This is a genomic window from Anabaena lutea FACHB-196 (assembly GCF_014698305.1).
Classification (GTDB): domain Bacteria; phylum Cyanobacteriota; class Cyanobacteriia; order Cyanobacteriales; family Nostocaceae; genus Anabaena; species Anabaena lutea.
On sequence record NZ_JACJST010000059.1, the window covers coordinates 1 to 3,532 of the forward strand.

Annotated in this window: 2 protein-coding genes; one reads left to right on the top strand and one right to left on the bottom strand. The window is 38.4% G+C overall.

The genetic code is table 11. From position 1 onward, the window contains the following. Positions 1–421 precede the first annotated feature (421 nt). Positions 422–3,001, bottom strand: a complete 2,580-nt coding sequence (leuS, locus tag H6G59_RS26970; protein ID WP_190721151.1) for a leucine--tRNA ligase — start codon at positions 2,999–3,001, stop codon at positions 422–424. Between the two features lie 164 nt (positions 3,002–3,165). Between leuS and H6G59_RS26975 the strand changes: the two genes are divergently transcribed. Further along, a complete protein-coding gene (locus H6G59_RS26975) occupies positions 3,166–3,501 on the top strand; it encodes a hypothetical protein (protein WP_190721154.1) in 336 nt (111 codons plus the stop codon). Positions 3,502–3,532 lie beyond the last annotated feature (31 nt).

The following is a 3,532-nucleotide window of genomic DNA, read 5'->3' on the forward strand; positions in this document are numbered from 1 at the left end:
CTTTTGCTGTCATGTCAAGTAAAATTTTTCTCTGCTTCCTGCTGCTTATCTTGTTTCTTTTGTCAAGTTCATACTATACCAAATTAGATGAGCTTACCCTGCTATCTACAAGCTTGTATGTGTCAACAAATCAGTTATGTTCATTGGATGGAAGATATTATGAAATGTTGACATTTTTACCCTTAATAATACTACTATACTTAAATATGTAAAGTTTTGTAACTACATTCAACATTTCTGGGAATTTTGACAAGTGTACGACAATAATTTTTCGCTGCTATCTAAAATATTACAAAACTTAGAAATTAGCCATTACTAAAATCACAACCAAAAAATAACAGGTGGGTTAAACAATCGTTAAACAATCGTCAACCCACCTCAAAAAACTCTCCGCGCTTCTGCGTCTCTGCGTGAGACAAAATCACCCCAAAACGAAATTCACCAACTTACCAGGCACCACAATCACCTTCTTAATTTCCTTCCCTTCAATGTACCGCTGTGCCACCTCAGACTCCCTCGCATACTTCTCCAACTCAACCTTATCTAACTGCGAAGGAACTTGAATAGAACCGCGAGTTTTACCCATAATTTGAATTACCAAAGTAATTTCATCAGCTATCAAAGCCGCAGGATCAAAACTCGGCCAAACTTGAGTATGTACCGTCCCCTTATTCCCCAACAATTGCCATAATTCATCACCAATATGTGGTGCAAAAGGAGCTAACATAATCACCAAAGTTTGAATTCCTTCCGCATAAATTGGTGAATTATTACACTTAGCATCAGTCAAGGCATTACTTAACTTCATCAATTCGGAAATAGCGGTATTGAATTGATATTCATCTTCCACATCTTCCGTAATTGCTTGAATTGCTAAATGAATCGCCCTCCTTAAATCCTTTTCCTCTTTACTTAACTTTTCCAAATCAGCTTTTTGTTTACAAACTCCCGCAGAGGCATAATCTGTAACCAACCGCCAAACCCGATTTAAAAAGCGGAATTGTCCTTCTACATCAGCCTCATCCCATTCCAAATCTTTTTCAGGAGGTGCTTTAAATAAAATGAACATCCGCGCCGTATCAATGCCATATTTATTAATCACATCTTCCGGTGCAACACCATTTCCTTTTGATTTAGACATGGTGGCATAGAGACGTTGTAAAGGTTCTCCTGTTTGCGGATCTACAGGATTATTAGCATCAACTAAATGAGAAGGAATCCATTTATCCTTACCACCTTTTTTCGGGTTCATGTAAGTTAAACCTTGCACCATTCCCTGAGTTAACAACTTTTGAAATGGTTCATCAAAGTTAAATAAACCTCTATCTCTCAATACTTTGGTGAAGAAACGCGAATACAACAAATGTAAAATCGCGTGTTCAATACCGCCCACATATTGATCTACAGGCATCCAATCATTTACTTTACCAGAATCAAAAATCTTTTCTTCATTCTTTGCATCTGGATAACGCAAGAAATACCAAGAAGAATCAATAAATGTATCCATCGTATCGGTTTCCCGTTTTGCTGGAGTACCGCAACTTGGACAAGGGACATTTACCCAACTTTCTAACTGTGCTAAAGGTGAACCACCACGACCGCTTAATTCAATTTCTTCTGGTAATTGTACAGGTAAATCTTTGTCAGGTACTGGTACAATTCCACAATTAGGACAATGAATAACTGGGATAGGTGCGCCCCAATAACGTTGACGAGAAATCAACCAATCTCTGAGGCGATACTGTACTCTTAATTTACCAAAACCTTGTTTTTCTGCAAATTCGATAATTGCTTTTTTCGCATCTACAGAATTCATGCCATTGAAGTCACCCGAATTAACTAAAATTCCCGCTTCTGTATATGCTGCTTTTAAAGTTTCTTCTGCACCAACTTCCGGTACAATTACTACTTTAATAGCTAAATTCTGTTCTTTGGCAAATTTGAAATCTCGCACATCATGGGCAGGTACACCCATCACCGCACCTGTACCATATTCATAGAGAACATAATCTGCGATCCAAATAGGAACTTCTTCATCGGTGAAGGGGTTAATGACTTTCCCACCTGTAGGAATACCGCGTTTGGGTTTATCTTCCGCAGTTCGTTCTAACTCGCTTTGGTTGGAAACTTCCTTAATAAAGGCTTCTACCGCTGCTTTTTGTTCCGAAGTGGTAACAACTTGAGTTAAGGGGTGTTCTGGTGCTAAGACAACATAGCTAACACCATAAACGGTGTCGGGACGGGTAGTATAAACACCAATTTTTTCCTCTAACCCAACAATAGGAAATTCTAAATATGCACCTGTGGATTTTCCTATCCAGTTAGCCTGCATTAATTTAACTCGTTCTGGCCAACCGCTGAGTTTATCTAAGTCATTTAATAATTCTTCGGCGTAGTCAGTAATCTTAAAAAACCATTGGCGCAGTAATTTACGCTCAACTATCGCACCACTGCGCCAAGAACGTCCTTCATTGTCAACTTGTTCGTTTGCTAATACGGTTTGGTCAATGGGGTCCCAGTTAACTGCGGCTTCTCTTTGGTAAGCTAAACCTGCTTGTAAAAATTGTAGAAAAATCCATTGTGTCCACTTATAATAATCTGGGGAACAAGTAGCAACTTCACAGTCCCAATCTAAGGATAAACCCAGGCGCTGTAATTGTTGCCGCATCTGGGCAATATTCTGATATGTCCATTTGGCAGGGGGTACACCTCTATCAATGGCGGCGTTTTCTGCGGGTAATCCAAAAGCATCCCAACCCATTGGATGTAATACCCGATACCCTTGCATTCTTTTGAGGCGGGCAATTACATCTGTAATTGTGTAGTTACGGACGTGACCCATGTGTAAGCTTCCAGATGGGTAAGGGAACATGGAAAGCGCGTAGAATTTTGGCTTGTTTTGATCTTGAGGTGTTTTATCTAAGCCAAGTTCTGACCATGTTTTTTGCCATTTTTCCTCAATTGCGGCTGGGTGGTATAACGTTTTTTGGGGGGACTCCACAAGTAAAACTCCTAATGCTGTTACCTAATTTTGCTATTGTGGCATAATCTAGACTGCCCCTGAAGCTATTCAGTCTTTTAGATTTTTTTGTTTAACGCAGAGGCGCAGAGAGGTATCAAGAGTATGGTACAAATACATGGAAATTGCTGTAACTTTAACAAAATATGAGTATCCTTAATTTTAATGGTTTTATTAGAGATATTATTTATACACCTTGTCTTATACCAAAACTTGAAACTTATGGAATAGATAATTTTAAAATTAATTGTGCCAAAGCATCTGGAATAATTACTTTAGGATCATTACAAAACAATCTTGCATTTTCTCAGTGGAGTTCACCTAAGAGAACGAGAACATATCCATTTGCTAGAATATACAATACTTATCACCTCAATTCTAAGAAAGTTACAGTTATTCCTGTAATTAAAGAGGGAGCAACGCGATTTTGTGAGGTGGGGCAAAAAAAGTGCGATCGCCAAGTTAAAAACAGGCATCGCTAAAATATTTTTCTGAAATTAATGTTAAATAAAT